Source organism: Pedobacter africanus, assembly GCF_040548825.1.
In the GTDB taxonomy this organism is placed as follows: Bacteria; Bacteroidota; Bacteroidia; order Sphingobacteriales; family Sphingobacteriaceae; genus Pedobacter; species Pedobacter africanus_A.
The window spans coordinates 292,973-310,518 of record NZ_JBEPSL010000001.1 but is presented as its reverse complement, the minus strand read 5'-3'; the positions used below and the strand labels follow the sequence as shown (position 1 = coordinate 310,518).

The following is a 17,546-nucleotide window of genomic DNA, read 5'->3' as shown; positions in this document are numbered from 1 at the left end:
ACTATAGATCTAAAATAGGTCGAGTTATCGAACGGAGCGACTTACTACAGGTTTTAATCCAAATACAATAAAAGTGGTCGGGAAAAGGTTAAGGCGCGTAACTTACATACAGTGGAATCACAATATTTGTTCCCCAGCCACGAAAAGGGAACTGCGTCATCAGCCAGGATTTGGTCGTGCTGCCCTGAATATCTTTGATCATCGGATTCCAGTGGCGGTCGGGTCCATTGGTAGCAGCAATTACTGAAACAGAAGAATTATCATTCAGGATGCCTACAGGATCCGGCTCTACATCGGTACTGTAGCGGTTCAACAAACCACCTAAAATCTCCATTTTTGCACCATCCCTGGCTTTCATTACCGTAAAGGTCTTTTCTGTTTTAAAGCCAAGCACCCATAGGGTACTGTTGAGGCCCGCATTGATTTGAAAATGGTCTGCCTTTTCGTTATTTAAAAAGCGGACATAAGCTTTTACATTTTTAATAGTGCCTTCCAGGCGTGCAAAACCATGGCTGTTATTGGCGAATACACAGGCGCCTGAGTCTGGCAAAAAGCTGGAATAAGCATTACCTGCAGATGAAGTGCTTTCTAAAAACAGGTTCCGCTTTACGGAGTGTTTAATTGATCCGGTAACCAGCTCTATATCCCGCAGCAGCAATGTATCAGCAGACATCTGATTGACATCAAATTTTACACCTCCGCCATCAATCCAAACCCCGGCACCCTGCAGTTCTTTCACGGTAGCGGGCAAATTTACCGTGCCACTGATTTTATATTTATTGTTGGGAAAATACACTACTTTTTTACCGGAATTCATGGCCAGCTGTATGGCTGCCATATCATCAGTAAGCCCATCTCCTATTGCTCCGTAATCATTTACGTTTGCCCAGTTGCTGAAGTTAGCTTCCCAGGTCAGCAGCGGATAATCTGCAACGGGCAGGTTCATGGATTTCACAGCCCCGCTCCTCACCCTGGATTCGCTGAAAGCAATATAGGAACCACTGGAATATTCAGCAATGCCGCCACTATCAGCAACAGTGCTATCGCCTTTTTTAATCCCCGTACCATAACCTGTCAGTTCCACATTCCTCACAAACAGAAAACCATCGTTGATGCGGATGCCCGTATTTGGGGCCGAACCATGCTCAAACTTACTGTCCACAAGAACGGCATGGGGGAAACGGTTGCCTTTCTTTTGTAAAATCATCCCGGTCTGGGCATTGGTACTCTTAACTTTCCTTAAGGAAGTAGAGATCCCCGAAAGCAGGATTCCGCTAACACTTTGGTTACTCAGGCTAACATATTCAATTGATGGGTGTGATTCTGCGTCACCATCCAGGTAGATGCCATACTTAAATCCATCGATCACCAGGTTGCTGTAATATCCATGTGCAGAACCTATCCGCACATGCAAACCGGTTTCTCCACCGCCCGTTATTTTAACATTGTCGAGCCTGGCAGTATTGGCCCCATAAAAATCAAGACCTACGGCACCAGGATTGCCCGAGCCGGTATTTATCGTGATGTTACGGAAATGAAACCCAGCGGGTGCATTGTTAAAAATAGTGCCCTTATCAAATTTCGAAAAAGAAACCACTGGCTTTTTCATTCCGGGTCCAAAACCGGTAGCATTGTCGTTCAGTTTGAGGACAACCGAGTCCCGGTTTTGCCCCACCAGCTTTAGTCCGGCTGTCCCCTCACGGGTAGCCGAAACCTGGGCAGGCACACAATCCGGAACCTGATCACCGGAATAGACCAGCGGTTTGGAAACTCTATAAGTACCATTCGGGAAATAAATGTACCAGCTTTCCCGCCAGCCACAGGGCTGGCCTGAAGCCCTTAAACGATTCATGACCCAATCCATTGCGGCAATGATGGCATCACTGTCGTCCGTAACACCATTACCACTGGCATTGGAGGTATACACCCCACTTTCCACCAGCTTCTTAACATTAATAAAACGTCCGCCGTTTTCTTTAAACATAGCTGGAGGATATACCTCATTCACGCCTATATTCCGATCCTGTGCTGTAGAAATCACAGTGATCAGCATGAAGCTGGCCACCATGACTACACGATTAAATTTTACCATTTTTAACTGTAGTTTAAAATATAAGACTAATTGTATCCCTCGTTTTGGTTCAGCCTTGGGTTTCTGTCGCGTTCCCGCTGAGGGATCGGCCACAAAGTTTTTTTCGTGTTGATACCCAGCACGGCGACTGCCCTGCCGGTTCTCACCAGGTCATGCCAGCGCTGTCCTTCAAAGGCCAGTTCCAGGAAGCGTTCGTTCTCGATCGCCAGTTCCAGTGTATAACCTTTGGCCAGATCGGAAGCATTTGGAAAATCACGTACGGAAGGCACATTCAGGTCCAGGCCGAATGCCCTTCTCCTGATCATATTCAGCAGCGCCGTAGCATCCCCTGGTTTCTGGTCCTGCATCAGGGCTTCTGCTTTCAAAAGGATCACATCAGCCAGGCGCAGGGCAAAAACATTGCCATCCAGGTTGGCCATTGTCCTTACATATTTATTAACAAAGGGTTGGCCTACATTTCTGAAAGGTGGGTTGGTACTGATGGCTACCGCAGCGTCTTTCCGGAAATCACCGCTCTCGTAGGCATTAATAATTTTTGCCGTTGGTACCATGATATATTCCCCCCCGATCTGGTTGGCATTGGCAACCGGCATAAAATACCGGTGCAGCCCATGTCCTTCCGTAGCAGAACTGATAAACTGGATCTCAAAAATCCCTTCACGGGTATTCCGGCCATTCGGTGTAAACATATTCAGGTAATTGGTACGGCCTGTTGTAAGTGCATAATTAGGATTGGCGATTACTTTGCCAGCTTCGACAATGGCATTTGGATAGTCTTTCTTTGTGAGAAATACTTTTGCCAGCAGTGCATTGGCAGCACCTGTAGTAGCCCTGCCCCTGGTTTGCATTTCATCCGTAAATTTTACCTGCAGCTTGCCCTCTGCCAGTCGCAGATCATCAATGATCAGTTTATACACCTCATCTACCGTTGAACGTGGGATAGTAAAGTCTGCGTTGAATGACTCATAAGGTACCGTTACAATGGGTACACCTCCATAAGCCCTGAGCAGGTTAAAGTAAAAGTATGCCCTTAAAAAATAGGCCTCCCCCAATAAATTATCGCGTTGCAAAGTGGTAAAAGCGGCATCATTAATTCCGGGAATGTGTTTGATCACGTCATTTGCACGGTGTATACCGGCATAATTGTTTTCCCAGTAATCTTTCACCCTCGGGTTGTCTACAGTAATATTGTGCTGGTTGATCGCCAGGTAATCATCAGTTACCTGTAACACACTGATGGCATCTGATCCTACGTCAAAAGCTACCGGGTCCTGTTTCACCATCGCCTGTACTTTGTCATAAATTCCGATCACTGCAGCTTCGGCATCGGCCCTGGTTTTCCAGAAATTAGCATCCACAATACGATCTTCCGGGCTCAGCCCGTCTACACTGCATCCATAAAGTAGGTTTATCGCAGCAAAAAGGATTATATAGCTTATTGTTTTCATCTTTATATCTTTAAAACAGTAATAATTCATCATATGCCTAAAATCCCAGGCTAAAGCCACACATCAATGTTCTTGGCTGGGGCTGTGAGGCCCAGTCAATACCCAGCTGCGAGTTTTTAAACTGCTGGTTCTGCACCTCCGGATCATAACCCGAATAATTGGTGATGGTAAACAGGTTCTGTGCACTTACATAGAAACGGGCATTGCTCAGCTTCATGCGTTTCTGGAAAGCTGAAGGAAGCGCATAGCCAAGTGTCACGTTTTTCAGCCTCAGGAAAGAACCGTCTTCAATAAAACGCTGTGATACCTCGGCATTGGTCAGTCCGTCTGCATTTGCCGGATCTCCCCATATGGCTTTCGGCACATCAGTAACGGTATACTGTGGGGTCCAGCGGCGCAGGGTATTTTTATTTCCGTTGTTTAAACTGCTCATCCTTTCCAGCACATTCCTGGTCTGGTTATACACATCGTTGCCGTAAGACCAGTAAAAAAATACGCTCAGGTCGAAACCTTTATACCCGAGAGTATTCGTAATACCACCAGTATGGACCGGTAAAGCATTGCCTACAATCTGACGGTCTGCCGTGCTCACTACCCCATCCCCGGTAATGTCCTCATAAATAAAATTACCAGTGGCCGGGTTTATACCCAGGTTGCGATAGCCGAAAAAGGAACCTACGGACTCCCCTACCCGGAAAATGCTGGTCGGGTTGGTAGTATTGAAAGCATTTGGAAGCCCTTCGGTAAAGTCTGCGCTTCTCGGGTCACCCTCTACCGTTAAAGGGAGGTAGGTGATCTTGTTCCGGTTAAATGAAATGTTGAAATCGGTTGACCAGGTAAATTTACCCACCAGGTTGCGGCTGTTCAGCTGAAACTCCAGTCCGTCATTTTTCATCTGGCCGATATTGGCACCAAAAGTACGGTTGAAACCAGAGGTATAAGGCAGTTCCAGTTTAAAGATCAGGTCGTTGGTTACTTTTTTATAAGCATCTACCACAATATTGATGCGGTCTTTAAATAAACCCAGGTCTAGTCCAAGGTTGGTCTGTGTAGTAGATTCCCAGCTAAGGTCAACATTAGATAAACTGCTGGGTGCAATCCCGGCAAGTGATCCATAATTGGCTCCGACATTGTAGGTAGCCAGGGATGGAAAATCGTTACCAAGTCCTTCATTGTTACCAGTTACCCCGATACTGGCACGCAGCTTCAGGTTACTAATGGTATGTTGTTTCTTCATAAAAGCCTCGTTGCTCATTTTCCATCCCCCGGATACCGAAGGGAAATAACCGAACTGCTTATTTTTACCAAACCTGGAAGAACCATCAATCCTCAAAGCACTTTCTACCAGGAACCTGTCTTTGTACGCATAGCCCGCGCGGCCGAAATAAGATACAATTGCCCATCTGGAGCGGTAATCGGAGGCTTCAGTCCGGTTGGTGAAACCTGTAATGGCCTCAATGATATCGGTAGAGTTGGTATTACCTGCCGCACCAATCCGGCGTGTAGCCGATTCCTGGTAACTCTGGCCCAGTAAAGCCGTCAGTTTATGATTTTTATTGAAGGTTTTATTGTACGACAGAGTATTCTCATTTACCCATAACATCACTGAATATACACTTAGAGCACCACTGGCATTTCCTCCGTTATTCACTTCCCTGGAAAGGTAGCGGTCATCGGTGATCGACAAACGGTCGAAACCTACACTGGATTTAAACTGCAGGCCTTTAGCAATGGTATAATTGGCATACGTATTTCCTACATAACGGTCAGTTTCGGCAATAAAACGCAGTTTATTGGCCAGCATCACCGGATTTAACCGGCCTTTGGAATCTCTAAAATAAGTACCATCAGGATTGTATACTGGGTTGTTCGGGTTTTGTACCAGGGCAAGTGTCAGGATAGACTGGCCGGAAAAACCACCGTCCCTGCGGTTGTTCAAAGAATGGCTGCCATTGATATTGGCACCGATCTTCAGGTTGTCGGTTGCTTTGGCATCGAAATTTACACGACCATTCAGGCGGTTAAATTTCTGGCCGATGATGGTTCCTTTCTGATCAAAATAGCTTCCGGAAACATAGTAGGTAGCTTTGTCTGTACCACCGGCTACGGATAAAGCATAGTTGGATACCGGTGCGGTACGGAAAACCGCATCCTGCCAGTTGGTATTAATCCCCGTATTGATGATGTCGTTGTCTACAGGCTGGTTGCCATTTGCCCTTGACTCTTTGATCAGCTGTGCATATTCTTCACCATTCAGCAGATCTAGCCTCCTGGTTACCGATGCCGCTCCCGTATACATGTTAAGGTTAAACTTAGCCTTACCCATGGCTCCTTTTTTAGTGGTGATGAGGATTACGCCATTGCCCCCGCGCGAGCCATAAATTGCGGCTGCAGCTGCATCTTTTAACACCTCAACAGATTCGATGTCATTCGGGTTGATGTCGTTCTGAGCAGAAACCCTTTGTCCGTCAGTACTCTGTGGCCCTGCTCCCGCAGCAATATTGTTCATCGGTACACCGTCAATGACATATAAGGGCCTGTTCTCTCCGAACAAAGAACCACTTCCCCGGATTCGCAGGTAGGCCTCATCACCTGGTGCACCTGAATTCTGTACCACCTGTACACCGGCGGCCTTACCCTGCATCACAGCATCAAAATTGGTAACGGGAATGTTCTGTAATTCACTACCCTTTACAGAAGTAATAGCAGAGATCACATCCCCTCGTTTCTGGGTACCATAGCCCACCACAACCACCTCATTCAGTCCTTTGAGGTCTTCGGCAAGCGCAACATCAATGATCCTGTTTTTTCCAACAGTTCTGCGCTGACTAACATATCCGGTATAGGAAAACACCAACACAGCCTGTTCGTTTGCTACCTGGATGGTATAATTACCTTTGGCATCGGTAGACACGCCCTGCTTGGTCCCCTGGACATACACACTTACACTTGGCATGACAATGCCAGCGTTGTCTTTCACATTTCCAGAAACCTTTATTGCTACAGTTTGCCGGGCGCTGACATGAAAGCCCAGGAAAATGAGAAAAAAGAAGATCGAGTAAATTCTATTGATCATACGCGTAATTTGGTTTATTTGGTTTATAAAGTTATTTAATAATCGGTCTAAGGCAGGGCCATAAATCCCGAATAATACATCTTATCCCGGAAAGGGCATATGATGCGGATTTCGAAAACTAAATTAGGGACATAATTAAAAAAAACGCCGGACAAAGACAGGCAAACACACGCGGAATACCCCTTATCCGGTGTTTTTTATCACTAAAGCACTATTTTTTGTTCCAGACGGATGTCGGCCGATGAACTACCGATCATGACCTGCACCAATCCCGGTTCCAGTTCCCAGTAGCCTTTGCTTTCATTGTAATAACGGAGCTCAGCCAGCGGGATGCTGAGTACAATTTCCCTGGACTCGCCCGGGTTCAGCAATACTTTCTTAAAAGCTTTCAGCTCCTTTAGGGGCCTGGTCACTTTCGGGTGCTGATAACTGGTATACACCTGGGCCACTTCTGCCCCGGCTGTTTTGCCGGTATTGCGCAAGGTAAATTTCAGCAGCAGTTCCTCCGCTTTTCTGGATAAGCTGGCATTACTATAGGCAAAGTTGGTATAAGATAAGCCATGACCAAAAGCAAACTGTGGCGCAACCTTGTAGGTATCGTTGTACCTGTACCCCACAAAAAGGTCATCATGGTAAACCAGATTAAATGTTTTTGAGTCGCCCGGATAATCGCCCAGTGCATGTGCAGCCACATCTTCCAGCTTTTTAGGGAAAGTGACCGGTAGTTTCCCGGAAGGATTGACCTTGCCAAACAGGATATTGGCAATTGCCCGCCCGCCTTCCGTGCCAGGATACCAAGCCTCGAGCATGGCATTGGCCTGCGGCTCCCATTTACGCATGTCCATAGCACCACCGCCAACCAGTACAATTGCAGCGTTAGGGTTCGCTTTTAAAACTTCCACAATCAGTTCATCCTGTCCGAAAGGTAAGATGAGATCTTGCTTGTCTTTTCCTTCGGCATCATATGCGGGGTTCTTTTCCTGCTCCATGCCTTCGCCATAACCATGAATCCAACCGGCAACCAGCACAACCGCATCGGCTTGTTTAGCGGCTTTTACGGCATCGGCAATTCTCAAAGCGTTGGCACGATAATCCTTCTGGATCAGGTATCCGGGTTCGTATTGGACCCGAACGTTATTGCCCAGCAACTTTTTTAATCCTTGAAGTGGTGTTACTTCGTACCTTGCCGGCACTCTTGAACTGCCGCCACCGCCGTGATGGGTATAATCGGCAAGTGCGCCGATCACCGCTACTGAACGGATTTGCTCTGCTTTAAAAGGTAGCACCTTATTGTTGTTTTTGAGGAGAACGATACCTTCTTCCGCAATCTTTAACGCCATAGCCTGGTTTTTTTCCACTTCGATGCTGCCTTTATCCCTGTTGTCGAACATCCCAGTCTTGAACATAATGCCCAGGATGCGCTCCACCTTATTGTCAATAACCGCAAGTGGCACTTTACCGGATTTTACCAGCTGCACCACTGTATCGCCCATAAAATATTTTTTTGGTGTCCCCATTTCAATGTCCGTGCCGTTCATCAGGGCTTCCATCGTATCGTGTACCGCTCCCCAATCGCTGATCTGTATTCCTTTAAATGCCCATTCACCTTTCAATATTTTATTGATCAGATAATCGTTATGCGTACAATATTGCCCCCTTAGCTTGTTGTAAGCACCCATAATGGTGTGCACGCCACCTTCCTCTACCGCAACCCGGAATGCCGGCAGGTAAATTTCACGCAGGGCACGTTCAGAAACCTGTACATCTACAAAGTTTCGCTTGAATTCCTGGTTGTTTACAGCCAAATGTTTTACACAAGCCGAAATGCCCTGGTCCTGGATACCTTTTACGTAACCCAGTCCCATTTTCGATACCAGGAAAGGGTCTTCTCCCAGGTATTCAAAATTACGGCCATTTAAGGGTGTACGGATGATGTTGACACCCGGCCCGAGCAAGATATCTTTTCCCCAGTATCGGGCTTCCTGGCCCAGTACTTTTCCGTAAGCATAGCCCAGCTCCGTGTTCCAGGTAGCACCCAGGGCATTGCCTACCGGAAGATAAGTAACCGAACCTTCAATTTCTTTTTTGCCAGGCAAAGGACGCAGCCGCACCCCGTGCGGTCCATCAGACATGTTGATGGGCGGAATGCCCAGCCTGGCTACCCCACCTGAGGTAAAAGTAGAACTGCCGTGAATGGTGGCCACCTTTTCTTCCAGGCTCAGCAGGCTCAGCAGGTTTTTGACCCGGCTGTTGATGGATTCGTTCGGATCTTCGTAAGCATCTTTTTTCTGGTTGCCGTTCAGATCTTTCCATCCGGTAAAAACGGGTAATTTCCCAGTTTTACTTTTCAGCTCCGCATCAAATGAGCAGAAGCCTCCGGTCGGTGTGTGAATATGGATACCGTTCAGGCTGCTGTTTTTCACATCGTCAAAAAAGAACAGGGGGCGCTCGTCTTTTGTAAGGCTGTGGAAGCTAACGTTCTTCAGGCTTACCTGACTGGCATGACGTACATAAAAACCGCTGGCCGGCAAGCTAAAGCCGAACATTCTGTTTTCCGGATAGTCTTTTTCATTTTCAGGCACAATCCTTTCGGCATCCTTTCTGGTACCCCCTCCGGGGGTTTTAAAACTCAGATTCTCTAGTCTGATCTGGCTAACCTCATGCCCCGGCATACCTGTAATCGAACTGCTCATCAAACTATTACTTTTAGCCTGGATGTTACGGATCGATATATTTTTTAAACTGCCCGGAACCGGGTTCCCGTTCTTGTCTTTTCCAGGCCTCCTGTTACCCAACTTGATAAAAATGGGCGTCTGTACCCCCATCATATTGATGTCCGAAATGCTGATCCCATCCATCGCACCGCCATCTACAATTTCCAGCGCGATACCCGAGAGCGTGGAAATGGCTGAACTGATGCCCGTAATTTTTGTGCTCCAGTTGCGAAATTTGTCTTCTGAAGGCAGCTTGATCTCGCAATTGCTGATGCTGATGTTTTTAAAACCACCGAAAGAAGCCGTTCCCATTTTGATAGCATTACAGTTACTGGATAATACACAATTGGTCACTTTTACATTTTCACAGGGGAAGCGCGTATCACTTTTAAAACAAAGCGCATCATCATCGGTATCAATGATACAATCAGATATGGTCACGTTTTTACTGTCTATGTCAATCCCGTCATTATTGAAATTGGCATGACTGTATACTTTTATACCATTGATGTTCACTTGGTCGCAGCCCAGGTAATGCTGTACCCAGAAGGCTGAATTTCTGAGCGTAATATCGCTTACCGATACATTTTTGCAGCCCAGGAAGAGCAGGATTTTCGGACGTCTGGGATTGTTGTCGAAACGTGCGAACACTGCGTGCCAGCCATTGCCGTCAATCTCGCCTGTACCGGAAATGGATACGTTGTTTGCATTTTCTGCAAAAATGAGGCTGAGGTTCTTGTTTTCACCCTCAAATATTTTAGAAGGGTTTACCGGGTAATCCTTTAAATCGGTACTTCCGGAAAGGGTCGCTCCCTTTTCCAGGTGCAGGTTCACCTTACTTTTCAGGTACAACGTACCCGTTACAAATTTTCCGGCAGGTACGACTACACTTCCCCCCTTGTTTCTGGCACATTCGTCTATGGCTTGTTGAATGTTTCTGGTATTCACCTGTTGCCCGTCTGGCCTTGCCCCATAAGAGAGGATGTTGTAGACTTTCCCGGGCCCGGCATGACCAGACTTCCCCGAAAGGGAGCAAGGAAAGCAAAAAAGCAGCAAGCAACAAGCTTTCCATAATAAATAGCTGACTCTCATAATTTGATAAATATTTAATTAATTCATTTGTGTTGGCAATACATTTTTAGCCCATTGCAGGTTCGGTTTGCTGCTCATGTAAAGCTGTAATGTACCTCCCCTCAACAGTTCTGCATGAGTTAAATAAGCCCGGTTTAGCGGTTTTCCGTTCAGCACCGCTTTCCGGATGTAAAAATTGCGGTCCGACAGCCCTTGGGCAATGATGTTAAAAGTTTTATTATTGTCCAGAGACAGGCTCATTTTGGAAAAGGAAGGAGTACCGATGATGTATTCCGTGTTTCCCGGGCAAACAGGATAAAAACCCATCATACCAAAGGCCAGCCAGGCCGACATTTGTCCCGCATCTTCGTTTCCGCTAAGCCCGCCCGGCCCGATACTGTATTCTTCTTTGATGATATTTCTGATCCTTTGCTGGGTTTTCCAAGGTGCGCCGGCATATACATACAGGTAAGCACTCTGGTGCCCGGGCTCATTGCCATGCCAATAATGCCTTTTATCGAACAATAGGTCCAGCTGCTTTATAAACTGCTGCCTGCCCCCCATCAGTTCCATTAAACCTGGTACATCCTGTGGTACATACCAGGTATACTGAAATGCAGAGCCTTCGGTAATAAAGCTGGAACGGAGGGCAAAAGGGTCAAAAGATGCTATCCATCTGCCATCGGCATAACGCCCCCGCACATACCCCGTACTGGTATCAAACACACGTTTATAGTTCATCGCACGGTTCATCAGGAGCCGATGGTCTTCTTTTTTACCCAGCATACCGGCCACACGGCCCAGCACATAATCGTCATAGGCATATTCCAGTGTTCTGGATACTTGTTCCATGGTGTGAAAAGCATCCGGCACCGCATCTTCCAGCGGGACATAACCATATTTCAAGTAAGAAGCCAGGCCACGGCGGCCACGGCCATCTTTATAGCTCAGGGAATCTTCATTCACGTGAAAAGCATTTTTGCGCATCACCTGGTAAAGCTTTTCGGCATCTTTCAGGCTAATCCCTTTCAATAGTGCATCTCCAATCATGGCAATGGCATGATCTCCGATCATGGCCGAGGTATAACTGTTCCAACAGGGAAAAACAGGGAGCCATCCACCTTGTTCGGCTTTTTTCAACAGAGAAGTAACCATGTCAGTTGTACGCCCGGGTTCCAGCAACAACTGGAGGGGATGCAGAGCGCGGTAGGTATCCCATAAAGAATAATCGTCGTAATATTTAAACCCTTCTGCCTTTTGTATACCTCCGGAACGGGCAAATGAATTGTAACTGCCATCCACATCACTCACTTCCCTTGGCAACAGTTTGCTGTGGTAAAGCGCGGTGTAAAAATTCACTTTATCTTTTGCGGAACCTTCTACTTTAATTTTGGAAAGTTCTTTGTTCCAGGCTGCAGCTGCCTGTTGCTCCAGAGCCACAAAATCCCAGCCTTGTATCTCGGCAGACAGGTTTTTCCGGGCCTGTTCCATGCTGGTAAAAGACGTACCTATTTTTACTTTAACCAGGTTGCCCCTGGTTAAAGACAGCCTAACAAAAGCACCCACAGCATTGCCGGTACTTTTTTCCTGTGCAACGCCCTTTTTAATGGTCCCACCGTTCCAGGTGCCCTGTGCAGCAAAACTTCGGTCGAATACCATTACAAAGTAGCCACTAAAGCCTGCCGGTTTGCCCTGGCCCTGGTAAATCCGGTATACAGGATTGTAACCGCTGATCTCCCTTTTTGCCGCATCAATCTGTACAAAACCCAGCCCCTCATCACTATTGGGCTCTACAACAATCCAGGCTTCCTGCTTTCCATCAAAGGTAAAATTAAGCAGGGCCGAATGGCTGAGCCCGGTCATCGCTGCATGGATGTTGTAATCTTCCAGTTTTACCCGGTAGCTGTAAGGTCTGGCCTGTTCCCCGCTATGGTTGAATCGCGAAGCCCGCTTTACAGGATCGGTTTCCAGCTGCCCCGCCATGGGCATAATGGTAAAACTACCATAATCCTGGGTACAGGAACCGCTGAGCCAATGACTGCCCCTGAAACCCTGCAACTGCTGGTCTTCATAATAGTAAGGTGCCACACATTTTCTTTCCGTAGCACGGGTTTGAGGGGTCCAGCTGGTCATCCCGTTTGGCACACCTACCGCAGGAAAGGTCTGCCCCCTCAGTTCCGACCCGTCCTGACTGTGCAACCTGGCACTTTCTGTAGTACTGATGGCAGTACCGATCAAAGGGTTTACATATCTGGTAAATTCCTGTGCTTTTAAATTGCTGAACTGGATGGCAAAAAAGGAGTAACATAAAAATGTTGCCTTTATGTAATACCTAAACTTAAAAAATTCTGGTTTCTGCATTAAGATTTATAACTTGGTTTTTACTTTGATTTTTTAAATTTACACTGCAATGCTGTTGCCTGTTACGGACAAAATGAGGCATAGACATGCAGAACAAAAACCACCTCTGTACGAGCTAATTAACTAGAGACAAATTGGATAACAGATCATACATTTTAAGGTGCATTGCCCTTATAGAACAGAAAGTAGATTGGGGAAAAACCCAGGATTGGGTAGATTATGACTTCAAAAATCTGAGTGACCAGATCTTTGAGAGTACAAAAGTGTCTATCAGCATAAGAACTTTAAAACGAATTATCCGCCAGGTTCCGGATGCTGAGGGTTATTATGAACCTCAGATGGCCACAAAAAATGCCCTGGCCCTTTACCTGGGTTTCCGCACCTGGGCAGATTTTAAACGGAGTGATGCCATTGAAAATAGGGAACAGCCTGAAGTGCTTAGTACCGGAAACAAGTCGGAGCCTGCCAGGCGGTTCAGTTTCCTGAACTGGCTACTCCCGGTAATAATCGTTCTGTTGTGTATCACTGCCTACCTGGTCTGGAAATCACAGCGAGCCTCAGCCGAGCTGACCATTAAAACAATCGTTCCTAATAATATTGCCATCAGATACGACTTAAAAGCAACCAGGTACAACAGTGCGGCAATTGATCTTGATTACGGTCTTTTTCGTCCGTTGGTTACCAGAAAAGGAGAATTTACCTATTTCTTTAAGCTTCCGGATAACTACCGCTTAAAGCTACTTGCAGATGGCATTGTGCTGGCTGCTCAGAATGTTCAGGTGGTGTCTAATGGCTGGAAATGTGTGGTACAGCAGGGACAAAAAGAAGTACTGGTTGGTGATACCAGCCTATTCCACTACAAGGGAGCTTTATCCTTCCGTTCAGACCGGTTAAGCAACATTGGCCTGGACCCCGTTGAAGATTACTGGACAGATTACCGGAACATCAAAGACTTTAATATAGACGGCGATAATCTGATCATCGAATTGGACATCAGGAATGATCCTGAAAATGGCGGCATTGATTGTTTTGACAGCAGTGTGGAATACCTTGGCGAATTTAAAACAGGCCGCGTTAAATTAGTGAAACCCAAATGTGCACAGTTTGCCTCTTTCGATTTCGGAGAAATCCATTACAATGGGAATTTTCACGACCTTAGCCCCCTGAGTATCGATCTTTCCAAATGGAAAAAAGTACGTATCGAGGTGATCAATAAAAGGGTCAATGTATTTATTGACGGCAAATCGGTTTATAAAAACAGGTACCATGAACCCATAGGAAATGTAAAAGGGATCAAATGCAAATTCAAGGGCGCAGGAGAAATTGACAATTTCAGGCTATTGAATATGAATCGGGAAGTGGTTTATGAGACTTCATTTGATGAATAATTTCTACACGGGCGCGTGGCGACAGGCTAAATTAAGCCCTGTAAGATGCAGGTTTTAACCAGCTACACGGTATTTTTACATTCAGCCTTCGCTAAAATATTTTTCCTGTGCTGTTTCACCGTTGATTCGGCAATAAATAATTTATCAGCTATTTCCCCGCTACTCAGCCCCTCGGCAATATTTTTAATCGGCAATTTTTCTTGCGGTTGCAGTAATCACATATTCTCTTTCGATCTTAGTGATGAGAAAAAGGAACATAAGTAATACGCCTACTAACATGGTAAACTTGGGAGACAAAAGTTCAAAGGGTAAAAAACGGTCTGGCAAAAGGAGTACCCCGCCAGACCGTTAAAGTACTTTTGCAGCTTAAGCCCATAGTCTGAAAGGAAAGCCGCCAATATCTATTTTATACGCTTTCCAGTAAAAAATCACCGCTGATTCCCAGTTTCGAGTGAACTGCTTTTAGAAATGGAACATCTGGCTCTCTTTTGCCGGTAAGTATTTGAGATAACTTAGAGGTTCCAATACCCAGTAAATCAGCAAGCTTTGCCTGTGTAATGTTCAATTCCTTTATTTTATGATGAATAACGGCATTTAACGGCATCTTTGGTGCTATAAGTGGTAAAATAGGCAATATTGAAGGTTACATCAGAAAAGGCCAGCCTTTAATAGGCTTAAAAAACGAAAAACAAGAAGCAATTTATTTTACGATGAATATGCTAAAAAGATTTATTTCTTTGAGACCACAAGCACTTCAATCGCACGCCTGCCTTTACTGATGACAAGCCCATACGTTGCCAACTGCTGGTTCAGCTCTTCCAGCGTTCTAAACTGTCCTATTTCCATTTTAATATCCGTTTTTGCTAGATCAATACAAGGAGGATATTTTTTTGCCATATCCACTACAAAAGCCAACACATCAGTTCCCTCCACTGGTAATTTATCCTCACTTTTCATGTTATTCTTATCGGAGATTGTTATTTGTCTCTTTACTTTATTAGCCGGCAGTTTTTTTAGCTCCAGACAATCCTTTATCCTTTCATCCCAATACACGTCCAGTCCCAGCAATTGATTCAGATCCTCCAGTGCGCTTTTCGAAAATTCCGCGTCATCCACATTACGCATGATTTTGCGTTCGTAGCATATACCATGCTCCAATAGCCATTCACGGGAAGATAGTTTATCCGAAAGATAACTGTATTTACTAGAGTCCGCTACCTCCCATGCTATCCGCTCTTTATTTAACAAAAACTTAGGCTTTCTAATCTTGGTATAAATAGAGATATAAGCAGCTAGTATAGGCGTATTTTTTATCGTGCCGTAGGTTCCATACCCCATTGTATCCCGATAGATTGTAAATCCGCGCTCCGGCACACCATCGCTATAACCCGTTAATACCGATCCACCCTTATCTGCAATAGCCCCGTTCCATCCCAAGGCAGTCTTAGGCTCATTGCTTTCAAAGTCATTTTTCAGTGGCAGCTGGATTTTCCCTTCCTGATAGAGACGCTCTACGTGCTCAGCCTTAGAGAAGTCTGCAAAGGTGATTGCCGCTACTTTATTTTTATATAACCAGGCCACATGCGGTAGGCCCTTATGGACAATCAGCTTTGACAATAACGTATCCGAGACGATAATGGGCAGCTTGACCTTGTTTTCCTTCAAATATTGGTTTGTACGAAAAAATTTGGTTATCGTAGCACTATCCTGCCAGGTGACGACAATGATCTGCAACTTATCCCCCAGTTTATCCTGCAATTTCTGAAGCTTTGGCATCGCTGCAATGCAATTACTACAGTATGTATCAAAAAAATCAAGTATAACGACCTTATCCTGTAGTTCATCAAGATTTACCTTTGCACTTTTATAGTTTAAGAGGCGATGCTCCATTCCAGCAGGAACTCTGTCCCCCACCTTCAACGCTCTGATTTGTCCATTTGCCTGAAAGGCCGTCAGGAGGAATAAGATTATCCCCGTTAAAATAGCAGTGTATATTCTTAGTTTGTTCATGATACTTTTTTCTCAATGTCTTTAATTAATTATTTATTAGCGTTTATTCTGTTCCATGCCAGTCAGGTCAATCACTTTCTGTGGAATCAGTACCGCATAGTTTAAACTACCAGGCTTCAAGGTAAAGGTCTTACCATTTACACGACGAGTCAGCTCCCTTGCAAATCTGCTATCCATATTGAGCCGTTTGAGATCAGCCCATCTTCGTCCTCTTGCGACCAGCTCCTTCCGGCGTTCCAGCAGTATAATCCGTAGCAGTGCAAGAGGGTCATCCGCAGTGACCGCCTGAAAGGCAGCCGTTTCCATCCTGTTTTTCAATAACGTATTCAGGTCATCCAGCGCAACAGTATTTCGCCCCAAGCGTGCAGCAGCTTCTGCCCGGATCAGATAGGCCTCGCTGGTGGTCAGCCCTATAAAAATCCCTGATGGATAATTGTCATAGGACGCCGTAATACTATAAGTGCTCACATCGGTATAACTGGGCTCAAAAAAGATGGTCTTTCGAAGATCAGCATCGGCATAACTTTCATACAACTCAGGGCTGACGCGTGCATAATAATACTGCATCAGATCAGAATAGCCTGTCGTGGCCGGAAAGAGCACTTCTGTATTGAACCGCTGGATCGGAAATTCGTCACTGGCATTCAATGTATTGAAATCTATCAGTCGAGCCTGGAGCCGCAAACACGAATCCGCATATTTATATGCCTCTTCGTAATGTTGCATGCCTAGATATACCCTTGCTAGAGCAGCATAAGCCGCTGCCCTTGCAGGTCTACCTTTTTTATTTTCGGCCACAGGTAGATTTGCAGCTGCTATCTTATAATCAGCTATAATCTGCTCATAAGAAGTCTTAAGATCTGACCGCAGCGAATTACCTTCCAGTGATGGCCTAGTGCGTATAGGAATACCCGAAGCAGCTGAAGCCTTTGACTCTTCATATGGCAAGCAAAAAACTTCGGCGATCTGGTGAAAAGCAAAAGCCCTGTAAAAATGCGCAGCCCCGAATACTTTTTTATAGTCATTGCCAGATTTCTGTGGCAGAGTTTCCAATACGGCTAAGATCTGATTACTGACAAAGACCACCTTATAAGTGCTCTGCCATTGGAAGTCACTTAACACAGGCTCGTTTGACCAGATATAGGCATTCTTTTCGTCCATATCTGTAAGCGCTTCGTAGTTTCCCGGCTCTATAAAAAAATCATCCGTACCACTCTCCCCGAGCGAGGGAAATCCGGTATTCATGGTGCTGTAATCATTCAGTAGCAATTCGCAGTCGGCGAGTGTCTGTGGTACAGCCATTCTGTTGTCGGGCTTTAGATCCAAATATTTTGAACAACCGACGAATAGTAGGACAAGCGGAAAAATTAGCTTTATTGGTTTCAT

General features: G+C 45.7%; 10 protein-coding genes. 1 reads left to right on the top strand and 9 read right to left on the bottom strand.

What is annotated here, in order from left to right:
• Positions 1-88: 88 nt before the first annotated feature.
• From ABIE26_RS01240 to ABIE26_RS01220, 5 genes are all read right to left on the bottom strand, one after another.
• Positions 89-2,092, bottom strand: coding sequence for a glycosyl hydrolase family 28-related protein (locus tag ABIE26_RS01240; RefSeq protein ID WP_310140979.1), 2,004 nt, complete (start codon positions 2,090-2,092; stop codon positions 89-91).
• 26 nt (positions 2,093-2,118) lie between these two features.
• Complete coding sequence (locus ABIE26_RS01235; protein ID WP_310140980.1) at positions 2,119-3,540, bottom strand: RagB/SusD family nutrient uptake outer membrane protein; 1,422 nt, start codon at positions 3,538-3,540, stop codon at positions 2,119-2,121.
• Positions 3,541-3,577: 37 nt separating this feature from the next.
• Entirely contained in the window at positions 3,578-6,616 is a 3,039-nt protein-coding gene (locus tag ABIE26_RS01230) for a SusC/RagA family TonB-linked outer membrane protein (RefSeq protein WP_310140982.1), read from the bottom strand.
• Between the two features lie 203 nt (positions 6,617-6,819).
• Positions 6,820-10,422: a glycoside hydrolase family 3 C-terminal domain-containing protein gene (locus tag ABIE26_RS01225; RefSeq protein ID WP_310140983.1), complete on the bottom strand. Its 3,603-nt coding sequence runs from the start codon at positions 10,420-10,422 to the stop codon at positions 6,820-6,822.
• A gap of 18 nt (positions 10,423-10,440) precedes the next feature.
• Positions 10,441-12,762: a GH92 family glycosyl hydrolase gene (locus ABIE26_RS01220; RefSeq protein WP_310140984.1), complete on the bottom strand. Its 2,322-nt coding sequence runs from the start codon at positions 12,760-12,762 to the stop codon at positions 10,441-10,443.
• 134 nt (positions 12,763-12,896) lie between these two features.
• Between ABIE26_RS01220 and ABIE26_RS01215 the strand changes: the two genes are divergently transcribed.
• Positions 12,897-14,150 carry a hypothetical protein gene (locus tag ABIE26_RS01215; RefSeq protein ID WP_310140986.1) on the top strand — a complete coding sequence of 418 codons (1,254 nt, stop codon included), beginning with the start codon at positions 12,897-12,899 and terminating at the stop codon, positions 14,148-14,150.
• 62 nt (positions 14,151-14,212) lie between these two features.
• On the opposite strand, the gene ABIE26_RS01210 is transcribed toward ABIE26_RS01215, so the two are convergent.
• The 4 genes from ABIE26_RS01210 to ABIE26_RS01195 form a co-directional block, all read right to left on the bottom strand.
• On the bottom strand, positions 14,213-14,344 hold the full coding sequence (locus ABIE26_RS01210) for a response regulator transcription factor (protein WP_409035662.1): 132 nt from the start codon (positions 14,342-14,344) through the stop codon (positions 14,213-14,215).
• 212 nt (positions 14,345-14,556) lie between these two features.
• Positions 14,557-14,754, bottom strand: coding sequence for a helix-turn-helix domain-containing protein (locus ABIE26_RS01205; RefSeq protein ID WP_310140987.1), 198 nt, complete (start codon positions 14,752-14,754; stop codon positions 14,557-14,559).
• Between the two features lie 125 nt (positions 14,755-14,879).
• Positions 14,880-16,160 (bottom strand): TlpA family protein disulfide reductase, encoded by a 1,281-nt coding sequence (locus tag ABIE26_RS01200; RefSeq protein WP_310140989.1) that lies wholly within the window; start codon positions 16,158-16,160, stop codon positions 14,880-14,882.
• Between the two features lie 36 nt (positions 16,161-16,196).
• Positions 16,197-17,546 carry a RagB/SusD family nutrient uptake outer membrane protein gene (locus tag ABIE26_RS01195; RefSeq protein WP_310140991.1) on the bottom strand — a complete coding sequence of 450 codons (1,350 nt, stop codon included), beginning with the start codon at positions 17,544-17,546 and terminating at the stop codon, positions 16,197-16,199.